General features: G+C 56.2%; 18 protein-coding genes and 4 tRNA genes. 16 read left to right on the top strand and 6 right to left on the bottom strand.

The window, feature by feature from the left end; all coding sequences use genetic code 11:
• Positions 1–77: 77 nt before the first annotated feature.
• From K0B87_06890 to K0B87_06875, 4 genes are all read right to left on the bottom strand, one after another.
• Positions 78–1,004: a response regulator gene (locus tag K0B87_06890; protein MBW6514463.1), complete on the bottom strand. Its 927-nt coding sequence runs from the start codon at positions 1,002–1,004 to the stop codon at positions 78–80.
• Complete coding sequence (locus K0B87_06885; GenBank protein MBW6514462.1) at positions 1,001–1,309, bottom strand: STAS domain-containing protein; 309 nt, start codon at positions 1,307–1,309, stop codon at positions 1,001–1,003. The genes K0B87_06890 and K0B87_06885 overlap by 4 nt, the downstream gene beginning before the upstream one ends.
• Positions 1,310–1,371: 62 nt before the next feature.
• On the bottom strand, positions 1,372–3,483 hold the full coding sequence (gene fusA, locus K0B87_06880) for an elongation factor G (GenBank protein MBW6514461.1): 2,112 nt from the start codon (positions 3,481–3,483) through the stop codon (positions 1,372–1,374).
• Positions 3,484–3,818: 335 nt separating this feature from the next.
• Entirely contained in the window at positions 3,819–4,229 is a 411-nt protein-coding gene (locus tag K0B87_06875) for a cupin domain-containing protein (protein ID MBW6514460.1), read from the bottom strand.
• A 459-nt stretch (positions 4,230–4,688) separates the two neighbouring features.
• Here K0B87_06875 and K0B87_06870 point away from each other — a divergent pair, with 459 nt between their 5' ends.
• Together K0B87_06870 and K0B87_06865 are read left to right on the top strand one after the other, a co-directional pair.
• A complete protein-coding gene (locus tag K0B87_06870; GenBank protein MBW6514459.1) occupies positions 4,689–5,231 on the top strand; it encodes a hypothetical protein in 543 nt (180 codons plus the stop codon).
• Positions 5,232–5,270: 39 nt separating this feature from the next.
• Positions 5,271–6,023: a CAP domain-containing protein gene (locus K0B87_06865; protein ID MBW6514458.1), complete on the top strand. Its 753-nt coding sequence runs from the start codon at positions 5,271–5,273 to the stop codon at positions 6,021–6,023.
• Here K0B87_06865 and xth read toward each other — a convergent pair.
• A complete protein-coding gene (gene xth, locus K0B87_06860) occupies positions 6,010–6,783 on the bottom strand; it encodes an exodeoxyribonuclease III (protein MBW6514457.1) in 774 nt (257 codons plus the stop codon). The genes K0B87_06865 and xth overlap by 14 nt on opposite strands.
• A 194-nt stretch (positions 6,784–6,977) precedes the next feature.
• On the opposite strand from xth, the gene rpmH reads away from it, so the two are divergent.
• The 6 genes from rpmH to K0B87_06830 are packed head-to-tail and all read left to right on the top strand — an operon-like array spanning position 6,978 to position 10,861.
• A complete protein-coding gene (rpmH, locus tag K0B87_06855) occupies positions 6,978–7,112 on the top strand; it encodes a 50S ribosomal protein L34 (GenBank protein ID MBW6514456.1) in 135 nt (44 codons plus the stop codon).
• A 3-nt stretch (positions 7,113–7,115) separates the two neighbouring features.
• Positions 7,116–7,442, top strand: a complete 327-nt coding sequence (gene rnpA, locus K0B87_06850; protein MBW6514455.1) for a ribonuclease P protein component — start codon at positions 7,116–7,118, stop codon at positions 7,440–7,442.
• A complete protein-coding gene (gene yidD / locus K0B87_06845) occupies positions 7,439–7,669 on the top strand; it encodes a membrane protein insertion efficiency factor YidD (protein MBW6514454.1) in 231 nt (76 codons plus the stop codon). The genes rnpA and yidD overlap by 4 nt, the downstream gene beginning before the upstream one ends.
• A gap of 8 nt (positions 7,670–7,677) precedes the next feature.
• The gene (gene yidC, locus K0B87_06840; GenBank protein MBW6514453.1) at positions 7,678–9,336 is read left to right on the top strand and encodes a membrane protein insertase YidC; all 1,659 of its coding nucleotides are present in this window, start codon (positions 7,678–7,680) and stop codon (positions 9,334–9,336) included.
• Positions 9,337–9,354: 18 nt separating this feature from the next.
• The gene (locus K0B87_06835; GenBank protein MBW6514452.1) at positions 9,355–10,059 is read left to right on the top strand and encodes a Jag N-terminal domain-containing protein; all 705 of its coding nucleotides are present in this window, start codon (positions 9,355–9,357) and stop codon (positions 10,057–10,059) included.
• A 1-nt stretch (position 10,060) separates the two neighbouring features.
• The gene (locus tag K0B87_06830) at positions 10,061–10,861 is read left to right on the top strand and encodes an MBL fold metallo-hydrolase (GenBank protein ID MBW6514451.1); all 801 of its coding nucleotides are present in this window, start codon (positions 10,061–10,063) and stop codon (positions 10,859–10,861) included.
• 97 nt (positions 10,862–10,958) lie between these two features.
• Here K0B87_06830 and K0B87_06825 read toward each other — a convergent pair whose 3' ends face one another.
• On the bottom strand, positions 10,959–11,240 hold the full coding sequence (locus K0B87_06825; GenBank protein MBW6514450.1) for a pyrimidine/purine nucleoside phosphorylase: 282 nt from the start codon (positions 11,238–11,240) through the stop codon (positions 10,959–10,961).
• Positions 11,241–11,417: 177 nt separating this feature from the next.
• Between K0B87_06825 and K0B87_06820 the strand changes: the two genes are divergently transcribed.
• The 8 genes from K0B87_06820 to K0B87_06785 form a co-directional block, all read left to right on the top strand.
• Positions 11,418–11,493, top strand: a tRNA-Met gene (locus K0B87_06820).
• 46 nt (positions 11,494–11,539) lie between these two features.
• Positions 11,540–11,616, top strand: a tRNA-Met gene (locus K0B87_06815).
• A gap of 10 nt (positions 11,617–11,626) precedes the next feature.
• Positions 11,627–11,703 (top strand) — tRNA-Arg (locus tag K0B87_06810).
• Positions 11,704–11,743: 40 nt separating this feature from the next.
• Positions 11,744–11,818, top strand: a tRNA-His gene (locus K0B87_06805).
• An 11-nt stretch (positions 11,819–11,829) separates the two neighbouring features.
• On the top strand, positions 11,830–12,765 hold the full coding sequence (locus K0B87_06800) for an ROK family protein (GenBank protein MBW6514449.1): 936 nt from the start codon (positions 11,830–11,832) through the stop codon (positions 12,763–12,765).
• 49 nt (positions 12,766–12,814) lie between these two features.
• Entirely contained in the window at positions 12,815–13,171 is a 357-nt protein-coding gene (locus K0B87_06795; GenBank protein MBW6514448.1) for a hypothetical protein, read from the top strand.
• A 332-nt stretch (positions 13,172–13,503) separates the two neighbouring features.
• Complete coding sequence (locus K0B87_06790; protein ID MBW6514447.1) at positions 13,504–14,772, top strand: amidohydrolase family protein; 1,269 nt, start codon at positions 13,504–13,506, stop codon at positions 14,770–14,772.
• A 19-nt stretch (positions 14,773–14,791) separates the two neighbouring features.
• On the top strand, positions 14,792–15,834 hold a 1,043-nt coding region (locus K0B87_06785), incomplete at its 3' end, for a hypothetical protein (protein MBW6514446.1).

The following is a 15,834-nucleotide window of genomic DNA, read 5'->3' as shown; positions in this document are numbered from 1 at the left end:
CGTGTGCTCTTCCGATCTAACGTCGCGGGGATCAGCGCCGGAGGCAGACAGCGCTTCAGCCAGGAGCAAACCGGCCTTCATGCCTCGGCAAGCTGGCTGCTGTGCAGTTTGCGGGAGATCCGGACCTTTCTGCCGCCATCCAGAAAATCCAAGCTGTCGGAAAGATGATAGAGCACCGCCAGGCCCCGGCCGGTGTCTTCAAGGTTCAGGGCGCTTTCTTTAAGCAGTTTTTGCAGACAGGTTTCATAGTCAAAACCGTCCCCGTCGTCCTCCACACTGATGCAGACGCAATCATCCTCATGGCTCACGCACAGCTCAAAGCGGATGCGCCGGGCGGCGATATGGGGCTGGGCCAGCTTCTCGGAGATGATCTCCTGGAGGTGCTTGTGGTCCAGTTTCCGCTGCTGCTGGGTGAGCCCCAAAGTGCCGTGAATGAAGGCGTTGTAGACCATCTCATCCACGCAGATCAGCAGTTCCGTCATCAGGTCCTGGGGCACGGCCAGGTTTTGCTGCAGAAAGTGGGTGCAAACTTTGCTGATCCCGTGCTGCACGTATTTGCCGGGATCGATTACAAAACTCAATAGTGCATTGTCCAAACGGGACAGAAGCTGGCCCAGGGTTTCGCGGTCTGATTTTCTGGCCAGGATGTGCTCGATGGCGTTCACCAGTTGGGAGGAATCGATCGGTTTGTTGATGAAATCCGAGGCTCCCAACCTGATGGCGCGGATGAAGTATTCCGGCTCCAGATAACCCGTCATCAGGATCACTTCCTGGCTGCGCCCGTCTTTGCGGATCCGCTCCAGGAAATCCAGCCCGCTCATGCCAGGCATCTCGATGTCGCAAACCACGATGTCATAGACCTTGCTCTGGATCTTGCGCAAGGCGTCGCTGCCGTTGAGGGCCGTATCCACCCGGAACTCGTTGAGTTCCAGGATGCTGCTGAGGCTTTTGGCGATGTCCAGGCTGTCGTCGACCACCAGGACCCGCGGAGTTTTGGACTTCATTCAAGGTTAACGATGAACAACTGGTTCAGTTTGAGCATGGAAAAAAGTTCATAGATCGTGTTTGAACTGCGCACAACCTCGATCTCTCCGCCCTTGCCGATGAAATCCTTGTAGAACAGGAGCAGCTTGCCGATACCCGTGCTGCTGATGTTTTTGCATTCAAAGAGGTCCAGATCCAGGAACCGTGCCCCGGATTGCAGCACCTCATTCAGTTTTTCCTGCAGGATACTGGCGTTGTCGCTGTTCAGGAAGCCCTCGACCGTCATGAGCGCGCGATCGCCTTCGAATTTCAGGTCGATGTTCATACCTCACCCCTTTGTGTAAAAGTAGAACCAAGAATTAATCAGGCATTTTGCCTGTCAAGATATTATTCGACATAGCCGCGGATGCGTTTCAGGACGGCGCTTTGGACTTGCGCTGGAGTGATCTCGTATTTGCGGAATTCCAGGGTGTAGATCGCCCTGCCCTGGCTCAACGAGCGGATCCGGGTGGCGTAGCCGAAAAGCTCGGAGAGAGGGGCCTCGGCCACGATCTCCTGCTGGTATTCGTTGTGCCTGCGCAGGACTGAGATGTGACCACGCTTGGCGTTGATATCCGAAATGATGTCGCCCACAAAGTCGTCCGGGCTCAAAACGGTGAGCAGCATGATGGGTTCCATGATCACCGGCGCGGCCTCCCTCAGCCCTTTGCCGATGGCCATGGAGGTCACGATGCGGAAGGCCAGTTCATTGGAATCCACTGGGTTGAAATCACCGTCGATCAGTTCAATTTTCACCCTTTCCACGTTTCCGCTGATCAGGGGCCCGTCGTTGAGGGCGTTGTGGGCCGCCTCCTCGATGGGTTTGTGATATTCGGCGGGGATCCTGTCCGTCCCCACCCTCGAGACGAAGATGTTTTTGGCCTCGCCGGTCAGTTCTTCCTGCCGCAGCGGGGTGAGGCGGAATTTGGCCCGGGCGTAGTTGCCTTTGCCGTTCATGTCCCGCAGGAAGGTGTCTTCGCATTCCACAGCCCGGGTGATGGTCTCCTTGTAGGAAACCTGCGGAGTGCCAACGTTGGCGCTGACCCCGAATTCCCGGCGCAGCCTGTCGATGATGATTTCCAGGTGCAGCTCGCCCATGCCCGAGATGAGGGTCTGGCCGGTATCCTTGTCGATGTGCACCCGGAAGGTGGGATCCTCTTCCTCCAGCCTGGCCAGGGAGTCGCTCAGGCTTTCCTGGTCGGCCTTGGTCTTGGGTTCGATGGCGATCGAGATCACGCTGTCCGGAAAGTGCATTTTGCCCAGCAGGACGTCGATCTGGCCGTCCGTGATCGTATCGCCTGTGGTCAGGAAACGGCAGCCGACAAAAGCGCCGATATCCCCGGCGTGGAGCTCGTTCAGATCGTGCTTGCGGTTGCTCATCATCTGCAGGATGCGGGAAACGCGTTCTCGCTTGCCGTTGTTCTGGTTGATGAAGCTGCCGCCCTTCTTCAGCGTGCCGGAATAGACGCGCACGTAGACCAGCTTGCCCACATACTTATCGGTCTGCACCTTGAAGGCCAGGCCAACGAATGGCCCCTTCGGATCCGGCTCCAGGCTGATCTCCTCTTCCGTCTTGGGCGCGAAGCCCAGTGCGGGCGGAACATCCAGCGGCGAGGGTAAAAAGTCCCGGATCCCGTCTAGGAGCAGCTGCACGCCTTTGTTCTTCAGCGATGAGCCGCAAAGCACGGGAACGAAATTTCCGCTCACTGTCCCTTTGCGGATGGCACGCCGGATCAAATCAGGATCGATCTCCTCGCCTTCCAGGAAGGCATACATCAGCTCGTCGTCAAATTCCGCGATGCTGTCCAAAAGCTCTTCCCGCATGCCTTGCGCGTAGGATAGCATATCCGCGGGGACCTCCTCGAGGTGCACTTCGCAGCCCAGAGTTAGCGGATCGAACAGCCAGGCCTGCATCGTGATCAGGTCCACCACTCCGGAAAAACCGTCCTCTTTGCCGATGGGGATGTTGACCGGCCTGGCCTTTTTGGTCAGCCGCTCGTGGATCATGCTGATCACCCTTTCGTAATCTGCCCCCAGGCGGTCAAGCTTGTTCACATAAGCGATCCGGGGCACGTTGTAGCGATCCGCCTGATGCCAGACAGTCTCCGATTGCGGCTCGACCCCGGCCACTCCGCAAAAAACGCCCACAACGCCGTCCAGAACGCGCAAACTGCGCTCCACCTCGGCGGTGAAATCCACATGCCCGGGAGTGTCGATGATGTTGATCTGCGTGTCTTTCCACGCGCAGGTCACCGTCGCGGACGTTATCGTGATGCCCCGCTCCCGTTCCTGCTCCATCCAGTCCGTGAATGTGTTGCCATCATGCACCTCGCCCATCTTGTGCAAAAATCCCGCGTAAAACAGGATCCGCTCCGTGGTCGTGGTCTTGCCGGCATCGATGTGGGCCATGATGCCGATGTTCCTGATCCTGCGTAGCGGACTATCAGAGTCGCTGTTCATAATGACGTTCCTGAGCATTCCTTATGTGATTTTGTTCTTGATATACCAGAAAAACAAGCCTGCGTAGTTTGTCCACAAAAAAATTTCGCCCCCGCCTGCGTTTGATCGCGTGAATCACGCCCAATCCCTTGCCTGGCTGGACTTTTACTGGTCTCAAGCTGCACCTGGGGCAAGCCAGCTATAGGCGGGAGCTGGAGCGCAGCTTGACTGAGCCGCCAGGACGGTGACTTCGACGCGGGAGAACGGTGTAACGCGGCCCTCAGAAGGTTGGACCCTTCCTCCCTGTTGTGTGCGATTCCCCAACCAGCGGCCTTAGGCTGCGGCCTGGCCAGAATTTATTGCGAGGCAGTGGCTTCCTGATACTCTGCGTCGCTCACGGGATGCAGCCACTGTATCGGCCCCAGATGGACCTGCGCGCCGATGCCCAGATGGGCGAATTCGCTGTCTGGAGCAGCGCCATGCCAGTGCACCGTATAGGGCGGGATGGTGACCACGTCGCCGGGTGCGAGTTTTCGGGCTGGTTTCCCTTTTTCCTGGTAAAAGCCGGTTCCGCTGGTCACCAAAAGGATCTGGCCCCCGGGATGGGAGTGCCAGAAAGTTCTGGCCGCGGGATCGAAATTCACGTTGTAGACGTGGGTGTCGTAGGTGTTGTCCTCGTCGGGCACCAGCAGATTGAACCAAACCTGGTTGGTGAAGGTTTCCGTGCCTGCCGGCGGTCCAACCGGGAAGGGGCTGTCCTGATTCATCTTATACCTCCAAAACTATTGCTTGATGGGTGCAAGCGTTCCTGGCTACCGCTGCTCTGGCGCTCGCCGGCCCCATGATGCCAATTGTCGGCCAGGGGGATTTTTATGCAAGCCAAATTTTTCCACCTCCACGGTCAAAGCTTTCCAGCCCCCGGATGGTTAATACCGTTTCCCAGCCCACTGTATGCCAGGTCGGTTTTGATCTCTATCCTACAATCAGTTATCCTTTGGATTGGAAATTTTGCTCACGAAGTAGAGCTAACAAGCTGCCATACATCTAATTGCTCATGAGGAACCCCTACCGCCCTCCTTATCAATACGGTGTCAATACGGACTCATTACGGACAAAGTCCGTAATGAGTCCGTATTGACACCGTATTGATAAGGGGGGCCAGATAAAAAAGATTGACAAGCGGGGCGGGTTCCCGCAGGGGTGTTTCAAACAATTTGGACGCCAATGTGAAAATACAAATAGTAACGCTGATCCTGCTGTTGGGATGCCTGGGCGCGGGAGATCTATTGGCCCAGACCCAACCAGAGGAGCTGACCCAACCCGAGGTTCAGGCTCAAGCCGAAGCCGAATCCGAAGCCCAACCAGAGGTCCAGGCCCAGGCCAAGCGCGATCTCAACCGCGCGATGCTCTATTCCGCCCTGATCCCCGGCGGGGGCCAGATCTACAACCGCGCGTACCTTAAGGCCGGGCTGGTGATCGGTATACAGGGCTTCCTGATCGGTTCCGCGGTGTATCACGATGGGAAGCGGGACGATTTTGAGGAACAGGCCCGAAACACCAGCGACGCGTATCTGGCCCAGCAATACCAGGCCCGGAGCAGGGACTACAGGGACTCGCTGAACAACGACATCTGGTGGATCGGCATCACTGCGGCGCTTTCCGTGATCGACGCCTATGTGGATGCCCACCTGCACGACTTTGCCGCGCAGGAGGAGAAGATCCGCCTGCGCTTCGGGGATGGGAACCTGCTTTTGCAATATCGCTTTTAGCGAGTTTGGATGAGATATTTTTTGTTTGTTTGTGGCCTTATGGCCCTGTTGGGGAACCTTGGCGCCGAGAGCGTGGGGGTGGAGGAATTTGAACGGCGGATCTTCGAATCCGTAAATGCCGCGCGGGCTGAAAGTGGAATCAGGCCTCTGGCCTCCGACCCCGGTTTGGTGGATTTGGCCCGGACCCACAGCCGTAACATGGCCTGGCAGGGATTCTTCTCCCACCGGGACAAGCAGGGCCTGCAGGTTTCCCAACGCCTGGAGAAATACCATCCCGAACTGCTGCACGCGGGGATCGGGGAAAACCTCTACTATCTGGAGCGAAGCGACCGCAAATACGATCCGGCCCAGATCGTGAACGGCTGGATGAATTCCGCAGAGCACCGCGCCAACCTCCTGCAGCCGGAATACACCCATACGGGCATCGGCATCTTCCTCATGGGCAACAAACTCTACACCACCCAGGTCTACGCCATCCCCATCTTGAGGCTGCTTTCCCCGCTGCCCGGCAAACTCAGCCGCGGCAAGTCCTATGTGCTGGAGTTTGAGTATCTTTCACCCATCTCCGGCGAAGACCTGCAATTCCTGTTGGCGACCCCGGACCCCAAAGCGCGGATCCGGGTGAACGACTTTGTCTACCACGAGGGCATGATCCCGCTGAACGTGATCTGGAGGGACAAAACCCGCCTCAGCCTGGTTTTGGCTTTCCCGGGAGGCAAGGGGACCTATTCTCTGCAGGTGGGCTGGGACGGCTATTTTTATACCGACATGCTCAAATTCAGGGTAAAGTGATCCTGAGCGTGACCGGGCAGTGGTCCGAGCCCATGATGTCGTCGCGGATATCGGCATCCACAACGCGGTCCTGGAATTCAGAATTGACGAAGAAATAATCGATGCGCCAGCCCACGTTGCGGGTACGGGCCCCGGCACGGTAGCTCCACCAGGAATAGCGCTGCGGTTCGGGATGGAAGAGGCGGAAAGTGTCCACCCAGCCGAGCTTGGTAATCTTGTCCAACCAGGCACGCTCGATGGGCAGGAAGCCACTGGTCTTTTCGTTCTCCTTGGGATTGGCCAGGTCGATTTCGTGGTGGGCAGTGTTGTAATCGCCGGTCACCAGAACCATGTTTCCCCCGGCGCGGTCCTCCTCCATCACTTCCAGGCACCTGTCGTAAAAGCGGAGCTTGTAGTCCAGGCGCTGGTCGTTCATCTGGCCGTTGGGGAAATAGATGTTGTAGATGATGAAGCTATCATAGTCGCAGCGAAGGATCCGGCCCTCAGAATCGAACTCGGGGATCCCGAAGCTGCGGGAGACCGAAAGCGGCTCAGCCAGGGAAAAGACCGCCGTGCCGGAATAGCCCTTGCGTTCGGCATGGGACCAATGCATGCTGTATTCATCGAGTTCGGCCAACTCCGGCGGGACCTGATGCTCCTGCAGCTTGGTTTCCTGCAGTCCCAGCCAGTCCGGCCGTTCGCGCTTGACAACGTTGATGAAATCCTTGTTCAGAACGGCACGGAGGCCGTTTACGTTCCATGACCATAAATTCAGGATCAACTTCTTCCTCCAGGATTGGATTCACACGGTCGTCTCACTCTGAATAACGCCGCTTCGCAACAGAAAAAACAGGCGGCGATCCTGTCAAGCGGAAAGCCTCGAGGGCCAAGCTGATATTTTGCGCTTGACATATCTGCGGGGGCGGAAAATGTGGTTTTTCCAATGAAAACGCTTATTGTCAAGGAGTTAGATAAATGAAAAGGACTTACCAGCCTTCAAACCGCTCACGCAAGAACACACACGGCTTCCGCGGCCGCATGGCGACCCGCAACGGCCGTAAACTGCTCGCCCGCCGCCGTGCCAAAGGGAGAAAGAACCTCAGCGTATGAGCCATGCTTCGTCTGATCACGAAGCACCGGGAATACGGGGAATTCAATTCCCCCGCTTTTTTCCTGCGCGGTTCCCATTTCCATGCAGCGGCACTTTACTCGCCCTCTGAATTTTCCCTGGGCATCACCATCAGCAAAAAGATCGGTAAGGCACACACCCGCAACCTGCTCAAACGGCGGATCAAAGCCTGGGCCAGGCTGCGCGGGGATGAGCTGCCCCCGGGTTTCAAGCTCAACCTCATCGCCCGGCCCGGCGCCGGCGAACTTGCCTGGCAGGAACTTTGCGAGCAATTGAACGACTTGACCGGCCGGCTGAGAGAACGCTCCTGAGCTTCATATTGCGCCTGCCAAACCAACTCCCGATCGGCCTGATCCTGCTCTACAAAAAGCTGCTTTCGCCCATCCTGCCCCGTGTCTGCAGATTTGAGCCCAGCTGCAGCAGCTATTCCCTGCAGGCTTTCCGCAAATTCAATTTCTTCAAGGCACTGGGGCTCTCGCTCTGGCGCTTGATACGCTGTAACCCCTTCTGCAAGGGCGGTTACGACCCACTCCCCTAGGAGGATAAGTGGATAAACGCACACTTCTGGCCATGTTTCTGGTGATCGTCGTCTTCTTCGTTCTCCAGACCTACGTTTTCAAACCCCAACCCGTTCCGGCCGATCAAGACCAGGCCGGGCAAACGGATACCCTGGCCATCGACACCCTGGCCACGCCGGCAGGGCAATTCGCAACTCCCGGCACGGTTTTGCCGGACAGCCTGTTCAAACCGGCTGGCCAGAGCGAAATCGTCACCCTCTCCAATGACAATTTCACAGTCCAGTTCAGCACCCTCGGGGCCAGCATCACTTCCGTGGAGCTGAAAAACTTCCAATGGGGCGACCTGCTCACCCCCGTCGATCTGGTACCGTTGGGCAAAAACCTCGCCGGGATCAGGCTTCTGGACCAGCAGGCCGGGCTGGACCTGAGAAACGTGAATTGGCAGCACGGACCAGCGGATTCCGGCAGGGTGGTCTTCTGGCTGGGCGACCAGGCCAATCCCCTGGTGACCAAGACCTTTTCCCTGGACGAAAAGTATGGCATTCTGATGGACGTCTCGGTGCAGAGCCCGGATCCGGTGTTCGGCATAGAATACGATTTCTCGGCCGGGATCGCGGACAGCGAAAAGATCAAGCCCCGCTCCAAGGATGCCGATTACAAGTTGCTGCTCTTTGCCGAAAACAGCCTCAGCAAAACCACCCTGGCCAAGATCAAGAAAGAAAGGCCAGAAGGCCCGCTCAACGCCTTCAAATGGGCCGCCATGCGCACCAAGTATTTCACCATCGCCATGAGCGAAACCCGCAATCCGCTGATCCGCAATTATTACGCGGACGCCGCCAAAGACACGGGAAATCCCTCCCTCATCCTCGATTCCAGGGACCGGAACCCATCCCAATACTGGGAACAGAGCTTCCTGATCTATGCCGGCCCTGCTGATTACGACATCATGAAAAGCTATGAAAAAAGCCGCCTGGAATACGTTCCGGAGCGAGGCCCCTCCTGGCTGCGCTGGCTTTCCAACGCGATCGCCTGGCTGCTGAAGTTCCTGCACAGCTTCATCCCCAACTACGGCATCGTGATCATCATCTTTTCCATCCTGCTCAAGATAATCCTGCATCCGCTCACCCACAAAAGCATGGACGCCAGCCTCAAGATGCAGCGCATCCAGCCCCAGGTGCAGGAGATCCAAAAACAGTACAAGAGCGATCCCAAAACCATGCAGATGGAGCTTTCCAAGCTCTACAAGGAGGCCGGGGCCAGCCCGATGTCTGGATGCCTGCCCCTGCTGCTGCAAATGCCAATTTTCATAGCGCTCTACAACGTTTTGCGCTATACCATCGACATGCGCAACGCTTCATTCCTGGGCTGGCTCAAAGACCTCTCCGAACCAGACCCCTATTGGATCCTGCCGATCCTGATGGCCATCTTCATGATCCTGCAAAGCCTGATGATGCGACCCAAAAAAGAGGCTCTGGCCCAGATGGACGAAAAACAGCAGGCCATGCAGCAAAGCACCAGGATGATGACCTGGCTGATGCCGATCATGATGTTCTTCATCTTCAAGGGCCTGCCCTCAGGCCTGGTGCTCTATTACACCGTGTTCAACATCCTCAGCGTAGCGCAGCAGTATTACCTGCAAAAACGTTCCAAACTCCAAACTGAGGCGACACCCGCCAAAATTTCTTAAGCTCCAAAAGGAAAACCTATGACAAGCATTGACAAAAACGGGACCAGCATCGAAAAGATCATCTCCGCCTTTCGCAGGGAACACAGGATCAAAGACTGGGAACTCAAGTACGACATCATCAAGAAACCCTCTGCCGGCTTTCTTGGCCTGTTCGCCAACAAGACCGCCGTCGTGCGCTTCCAGCTTCCGGACCTTGGTGAACGCGCGGCATCCTTTCTGGACATGCTGCTCAAAAAAATGGGCGTGCCCTTCGACGGCGTCTCGGCAAAAACCCAAGGCAAAACGATCTATCTGGAAGTTAAAGGCAGCAAGGACAGCGGCTTTCTGATCGGCAAGAACGGCAGCATGCTGGAGACTCTGCAATACTTAGTGAACCGCGTCTATGAGAACGACAAGAACCTCGACCGCATCTACATCGACGCCGAAGGCTACCGCGAACGCCGTGAAGCCACCTTCCTCCGCCAGTTCATGCCCCTGATCAAAAAAGTGAAGGAACAGGGCAAACCGCAGACCCTCGAACCCATGAACGCGGCCGACCGGCGCGTTATTCACCGCCACATCGAACGCGACCGCGGACTGCGCACCCTAACCATCGGCGAAGGCGAGAAAAAGCGGATAGTCATCTTCTCAGCCAAGCAAAGCGAATCCGAGGTCCTCAGCCAAACCCGTCAAGCCAGGCCAAGGCCGCGTCCCCATAAAAAGACCGGCGAACCAAAAAACTGACATGCCGATCTCGCTCCATCGGGTGAATGCCGGCTCTTACTGGACCGACGGCGGAGCCATGCTGGGCGTACTGCCCCGGGCGATCTGGGGAAAGAGCGTCACCACCGATGACCGCCACCGCAAAGAGCTGGCCCTGAACCTGCTTTTGATCAAGGCCGGGGAACGACTCATCCTCGTGGACACCGGCTTGGGCAACCGGCTGAGCGACAAGCAGCGCGACATCTACCAGCCCTCCTCTTTTCTCCTTCCCTCCTCGTTGGCGGAACTGGGTGTAAAGGATGTTGACATCACCGATGTCATCCTCACCCATCTCCATTTCGACCATGCCGGCGGCATCGTAACTGGCTTCGGGAACATGGACCTGCTCACCTTTTCCCGCGCCAGGCATTGGATCCAGGCCTCGGAATGGGAGACCGCCAAAGCCCCGGACGGGCTGAACGCTGCCGCCTATGCCTTTGAACAGCAGCTTGCCTTATTGGAAAAGCGCGGGAAACTGGAACTGGTGGATGGGGACCATGAGCTCATCCCGGGCGTCAAGCTCGTCAAGACCGGAGGCCACACCTGTGGCAGCCAGATCGTCGAGATAGAATGCCCGGCGGGGTTTTACATCTACGCGGCCGATATCATTCCCACCCTCTGGCATACCAGGCCGGCCGTAACTTCAGCCTACGACGTCTGCCGCGAAGACACTTTCCGGGCCAAACAGCTTATCTACTCCCGGCTGAAGGAAAAAGACGGGACCCTGCTGCTCAATCATGATCTGGGCAGGTGGGAACTCCCGATGTCGGAACTCAGGATCTGAACTGAACGACTGCGGTGTGGATTATAGGGGTTTTACGTTATGCGTAACTCCGGCGGAAGCCAGAGTTACACTCATTAGCCCTTTCCAGCATTAACCCCTATTCGTAGCGGCAGTGATAGGCCGTCTGTTCGGGGACCTTGAGCTGGAATTTCTCGTTGGCCGGCACGATGAAGGTTTCCCCCGCGGCGAAGCTTCTCCACTGGCTGGAGCCGGGCAGCAGGACGGTCAGCAGTCCGGAGATCACGGTCATGTATTCCACCGTGCTGGTTCCGAATTCGTATTCTCCGGGCTCCATGACACCCACGGTCGAGTTTCCCCGGGCGTTGGCGAGGGCGATCGATTTCACTTTCCCCTCGAAGTATTCATTGACTTTGAGCATTGTATCTCTCCTTGTTTTGTGTTTTCGTTTTGGAATTCCACCCAAAAACCAACACCTTTCTTGTAAAGGACTTTTCTCTGCCAGAAACGAAGTTTGGCGGTTTTGAGGTCCGGACCCGACCAAACGATAAAAGTGCTTGACAAGAAAGCGGCGGCCAATTTTTTGGTACTTACGTGACGCGAGGTGGAGCAGCTGGTAGCTCGTCGGGCTCATAACCCGAAGGTCGAAGGTTCGAATCCTTCCCTCGCTACCATTTTTCATGCCGGTGCTTGCCACCGGATTTTACTATTAAATACAGTGGCGGTGTAGCTCAGCTGGTTAGAGCGTCGGAATCATAATCCGTAGGTCCGGGGTTCAAATCCCTGCGCCGCTACCAGTATTTTTTTGCGCCAGTAGCTCAGTAGGATAGAGCAGCAGCCTTCTAAGCTGCGGGTCAGGGGTTCGAATCCCTTCTGGCGTGCCATGATAATCACCAATACTGTGTATACATCGTTCCCATTGTGGTGGGTGTAGTTCAATGGCAGAGCACCGGATTGTGGTTCCGGGCGTTGTGGGTTCGACTCCCATCACCCACCCCACCCCTGATAATATGTCAACTAAGGATAAATTTCGGCTCGGACTGGACATTGGCGGCTCCAGCATCAAATATGGCTGGGGCAACTGTCAACAGGGTTTACAGTTCTTTTCCCATAAACCGCTTACCCAGAGAAGCTTATCCTGCCTTAAAGAAACCGTGGTTAGCATCCTGGAGGAAACTGACCGGCTCTGTGGACTGGACAGCATTGTTGCCATCGGGATAGGCAGCCCCGGAACCATCGACAGTTCCACCGGCAAGATAGCCGGCGTCAATCCCAATCTGCCCTTTTGGGTGGGACACGATCCCGCCGAACTCATTCCCTCAAGCCTTTCCCTGCCTGTGTTTTGCGACAACGACGCCAACCTGATGTGCCTGGGCGAAGCCTGGCTACGGGGTTCCCGGGGCTTAATTGTTGGCGTGACCATCGGCAGCGGCATCGGCTGCGGGTTTGTGAGCGATGGCGCGGTCTATCATGGGGCGCACGGTTTCGCTCTGGAACTCGGACACGTTATCCACATCCCACAGGGAGAGCTTTGCAGTTGCGGCAGAAGAGGCTGCGTCGAGGCCTATGCCTCAGTGGACGGGATCAGGCGCAGGATTTTGCGGCTTAAAGAGATCCGGCAGGACTGCGGGCCGGAACCCAGTTTGATCCAGATCATGCAAAGAAGTGACAACTCCCTTGTCAGCAGGATCATCGACGAGGGGATGCACGCGCTGGCCTTGGGTCTGGCCAATCTCTGCGTGATCCTCGATCCGGACACCGTGGTGATCGGGGGTGGGGCCATGGATGGCGGACTTTATGATTGGGATAAGTTCCAGGATTTATTCCAAAGCGAGCTTCCCCTGGCAAACAGGCCGAGAACCTCTCTGGAAAAGGCTTTGGAGGGTAACCGGGCTGGAGTATTGGGCGCGGTGGTCCTGGCCTCCCAGTCTGATGTTTTCGCTTAGGAACAAAACTTGCATATCTAAAAAGAATCTTGTTTCAGGAGAGTTTACCATGAAAAAGGCAGTATTATTCGTCACACTGAGCGCCATCTTCATTTTGGCGCTGGGGACCTTGTCCGCCCAAGCTTCTACCGTTCTCGAGGGCTTTGAGATCAGCCCCAATCCGATGGACAAATTCACTGTCATCACCCTTTCTTTCAACACCCCGGCCGATATCGGAGTCAATATCGAGAACCGGCAGGGCCAAGTGATAAAAAACCTCTATTGGGGTCCCGCCGATGAATATATCCAGATCATCTGGAACCGTTACGACGACAACGGCCAATACACTCCCAGCGGAGAATATCTCGTGGTGGTGAGCTACCAAAGCCGCTATACCTCGACCAAGAAGACTGTGATCCTCAAGTAAGCCAAAGCTTTCTACAACCCATGCAAAAAAGTCCCCGCGCGGACTTTTTTGTTTTTTTGGGCGGATTTTCCCTGAACGGCAAAAGGTAAGTGGAGAAGCCAGCACCGGGATCGACAATTGGGCCAGGCCATAGGTGTATTAGCGCAGGAATCTCCTCCCCAAAGCAAAAGCTTGACAGATTTTGAGAGTTGTAAAATCATGCTAACAGTTTGGATAAATTTGGTTTTTATGCTATAAGTATAAACCAGCCAAACTGATGGCTCCTTCCAGCAGGAGTGTGGCCAGCTGTGCTGCCTGTCTGCCCGCGGGAACTCATCGCAAAATGGAATGCTATGAAATTATTCATCAATGCGTCATTGCCCACATCCTCAGCGGCCATGAAGCGCGTCAATGTCCTGTTCGATGAGACGATCCTGAAAGTCTCACCTGATGAGATCAATTCTGAGGACATTTCGGAAACGATCGACCTGAAAGGCCATATATTGCTTCCGGGCGCTATCGACGCGCACAGCCACATCATCACCTCAGAGGATGCCGGCAAGGCCATCGCGAGTGTCAGCAAGGCCGCTCTCAGCGGTGGGTGGACCACTTTGGCCGAACTGAGCTATCTGAATCCCCAGCCCGTCTTTGGCCTGGCTGGCTTGCGCAAGCTCGAAAACCAGATCAACGCCAATTCCTTTGTGGACATGGCTTTGTGGGGCAACGTGGACATCGACGGCTATCCCTACCACGCCGAGGCTGCCCAGGAACTCTGGGCCAATGGAACGGTGGGCCTGGCGCTGATGAATCCATCCCCCAATCCCGCGCTCAAGGCTTTGAGCTTCACTGAGATCATGGACCTGTTCATGGACATCTATGAATCGGACACCGCCTTTGCCTTCCAGGGCTACGACCAGGACAGCAGCCGGAAATTCAGCTTTGAGGCCCAGAGCGCCGCGATCAAGAAATTGCTGCGCCGGATGCAGGAAAACCCGATCCATGTTCCCCGGGTCGCGTCTTTTCCCACGATCGAATTCATCAACAGCATCTCCAAGCGCTCGGACATTTCCTTTTCCATGTGCATTGCGGACCTGATGAAGTTGTTTTCCGGGATCGACACCGGTTTGCGCAGTGACCTGGCTGATTATCAGGATCTCTTTTTCGACTTGCTGCGCACCAACAAGATCTACATGCTTTCCAACAATGTGAGCTCCAACGCCTCTTCCGAAGGACTCTCCGAGGCTTTCGCCGGCACTTCCGAAAAATTGCTGCCCCATTCCTATCTCTGGGCGCTGTCCGAATTGTGGAAGAAACGTAAAGTCCCGTTGGCCACCGTGATCAAGATGACCAGCGAGAACACCGCCAAACGCCTGGGCATCTATCCCGTCAAGGGCAGTCTGGATGCCGGGTCGGATGCTGATTTCGTGGTCTACGATCCCAACCGGGAAACGGTCTGGGAGGCCCCGGATGGCAGCGAACACCAGCTCGAGGGCGGCATCGAATCCGTGTATCTGCGGGGGAAAAGGGCTTTCCACAAAGGCAAGGCCGCTCCCGCCTCAGGCGGATTCCTGGCCCGCAGCACCAATCCCAAACGCCGCCACAACAACAAAACCTGGATCTGAACAACTCCCTGGAGGATATATGGACAATCTCAGCTACCTGAAAAGCGTCCTAGACGCCCATCCCGAGCTGCAATACGAGATCGTGGAAAAGGCTTGGACCACCGATTTCCTGCGCTTTTACCACAGCCAGACCAATTACAACATCAGCAAGGACAACACCAGCATTTCCGCGGATGTCTACAAGGGGAAAAAGAGTTTCAACTTCCTCCTGAGCAACGCCGCCAAGGAAAAGATCGACGCCGCGGTGAGAAACGCCCTGGCCCTGATCGACAAACTGCCCGAGGACCCGGATTTCGTGGATATCGAAAGCGACCCCACCCTGGCGGAGCCACGCAGCGTCACCAACAACATCGAGGCGATCCCTTTGGCCGTCAAGACCAAGATCCTCTCCAGCATCTCCGCCGCGGCCTCCATGTACGACTTCGACATCTTCGGCACCTTTGCCTGCAACCATCAGAAATTCCACCTCATCAACAGCAACGGGCTGGACAAGAGCAGCATCGCCTCGCCAATCTATCTGGAGATCAAGGCCGTGCACAACAGCTCCCAGGTCACGGTGCTGGAAACCTTTGGCGGCGAGGATTTTGACTATTTTGACGACCAGGATTTCACCGAGCGTCTGGTCCAGAAGATCAAATTCTGCTCCGCGGATATCGTTGACATCGAACCCGGCCATTACGACGTTGTCCTGGCTCCCCGCTGCGTGGCGGAGTTCGTTCAATATCTGGCTTACGGGATGAGCGCCCGCGCCCTGGACCAGCACAGCAGCTTCTTCGAAGGCAAGGTCGGCCAGAAAGTTTTCCCGGAGCACATCACGATCACGGATGACCCCACGGACCCTGAAATGATCGGCATGGATTACAATTCCGACGGCCATATCTACCGCTTCCTGCCTCTGATCGAACAGGGCGTCTTCCGCAACTTCCTCTGCAACAACTATTACGCCCACAAGACCGGCCAGCCCAAAAACGGCAACACCGCCTCCTGCCTGAAGGTCGCCCCGGGCTTAAAAACCCTGGAGGAACTGATCGGCGGGGTGAAGAAAGGCCTTTACATCTCCAG

The organism is Candidatus Syntrophosphaera sp. (assembly GCA_019429425.1).
Lineage (GTDB): Bacteria > Cloacimonadota > Cloacimonadia > Cloacimonadales > Cloacimonadaceae > Syntrophosphaera.
This window is presented reverse-complemented; position numbering and strand designations above follow the sequence as displayed.